At 60.8% G+C, this 2,219-nt stretch carries 2 protein-coding genes; both read left to right on the top strand.

The genetic code is table 11. The features are described 5' to 3' along the window. The coding region (locus tag ABX749_RS30390; RefSeq protein ID WP_372899338.1) for an FGGY family carbohydrate kinase at window positions 1-857 on the top strand (857 nt) is incomplete at its 5' end. Then, window positions 844-2,219: FAD-dependent oxidoreductase (locus ABX749_RS30395; RefSeq protein ID WP_372899339.1), on the top strand; the 1,376-nt coding region annotated here is incomplete at its 3' end. The genes ABX749_RS30390 and ABX749_RS30395, both read left to right, overlap by 14 nt.

The following is a 2,219-nucleotide window of genomic DNA, read 5'->3' on the forward strand; positions in this document are numbered from 1 at the left end:
CGAGCCATGTGTATGGCGAGAGCGAAACGCAGTGGTTCGGCGGCCCGATCAAGATCGCCGGCGCCGCCGGAGACCAGCAGTCCGCGCTGTTCGGTCAGAACTGCACGCGACATGGGATGGCTAAAAACACCTACGGAACCGGCTGTTTTATGCTGATGAATATCGGCGACCAACCGCTGGTGTCCAAGCACCGGCTGTTGACGACGGTTGCCGCCAGTACGTCTGCGAAACGCGAGTATGCGCTCGAAGGCAGCGTGTTTGTCGCCGGCGCTGCGGTCCAGTGGCTGCGTGACGGATTGGGGATCATTCAGTCGTCTTCAGAGATCGAACCCCTGGCCCGCAGCGTGTCCGATAGCGACGGCGTCTATGTCGTTCCGGCGTTGGCGGGACTGGGGGCGCCGCATTGGGATTCCTACGCGCGTGGAACCATTGTGGGGTTGACGCGTGGGACCAATCGCGGACACATCGCGCGGGCGACGCTGGAAGGGATCGCGTATCAAGTCGCCGACGTGTTGGACGCGATGCAGCAGGACGCCGGAATCTCGATCGAGGAGCTGCGTGTCGACGGCGGCGCTTCGGCGAACGATCTGTTGATGCAATTCCAGGCCGACATCATGAAGACTCCCGTCGTCCGTCCGCAGATGACGGAGACGACATCGATGGGGGCGGCCTATCTGGCCGGACTGGCGGTCGGTTTTTGGCAGGATCTGGACCAGATCGCTTCGATCTGGAAAACCGAACGTGTGTTTGAACCGGCGATGTCGGACGCGGACGTGGCGCTGCGACGAGAGCGTTGGGCCGAGGCGCTTGAACGTTCCAAATCATGGCAACCGGAGCAGCACCATGACGCGACTTGATCGGCCCGAATCGCTCGCCAAAATCCGTGACCGTCAAACACCGTGGGACATCGCGGTGATCGGCGGTGGTGCGACCGGTGTCGCCGTCGCGCTCGACGCCGCCAGCCGTGGTTTGGACGTCGTGTTGCTGGAGCGATTCGATTTCGGAAGCGGGACGTCCAGCCGTAGCACCAAACTGGTGCACGGCGGCGTGCGGTATCTGAAACAAGGCAACGTGACGCTTGTTCGTGACGCACTTCGTGAACGATCTTTGTTGCTCGAAAATGCGCCCCATCTGGTTCACGATCAAACGTTTTTGATTCCCTGCCGCAACCTTTGGCAATGGATGTTTTATGGCGTCGGTCTGAAAGTCTATGACCTGCTCGCCACACGCAACCGCTTCGGACGTTCCCAACGCATCTCCGCGCGGCGGGCGCTCGAATTGTCGCCGGCGTTGCGGAAAGAGTGTTTGCGTGGCGCGGTGCTTTATCATGACGGCCAATTTGATGACGCGAGATTATTGATCGACATGGCCCGTGCGGCCGCGCAGCACGGAGCCACCTTGGTCAATCACATGGCCTGCACCGGATTTATCAAAGACGACCAAGGCCTAGTCGGCGGCGTGGTTGCGACCGACGAGGAATCGGGGCAACGGTTCGAGATCGCAGCCAAGTCGGTCGTCAACGCGGCCGGCCCGTTTTGCGACGCGGTTCGATTGCTCGACGATGCGGAGTGCCAGCCGATGGTTGCCGCCAGCCAAGGGATCCATCTGGTTTTGCCCAAGGAACTCTATCCCGGCGAAACCGCCATGATCGTTCCCAAAACCTCCGACGGACGCGTGATCTTTTTTGTCCCCTGGCACGATCACATTCTTGTCGGAACCACCGACACCGCGATCCCCGACGCCGTTGCCGAACCGTCGCCTCAACCGCAAGAGATTCAGTTCTTGTTGGAGACCGCGGCGGAGTACTTGTCGCGACCTCCGACGATCCACGATGTGCTGAGCATTTTCACGGGCATCCGACCGCTGGTCAAAGGCGACAAGTCCTCGCGAACGGCATCGCTTTCGCGAGATCACGTGATCCGACTCTCGACGTCGAAACTGATCACGATCACCGGAGGGAAGTGGACCACGGTGCGAAAGATGGCCGAGGACTGTGTCGACAAGGCGATTGAAACAGGCGATCTGTCCGCCACGCCGTGCGTGACCGAATCGCTGCGGATGGAGGGGGCCGATCAATCTTCGATCGACCAGTTGGAACAGGACGATCCCGCGTTGGCCCAGCCGGTTCATCCGTCGCTCGACATGCGTCGTTCCCAAGTGGTTTGGGCGGTCCGCAACGAAATGGCACGAACGGTCGAAGATGTCTTGGCTCGCCGCAC

The organism is Stieleria sp., assembly GCF_041595215.1.
Lineage (GTDB): Bacteria > Planctomycetota > Planctomycetia > Pirellulales > Pirellulaceae > Stieleria > Stieleria magnilauensis.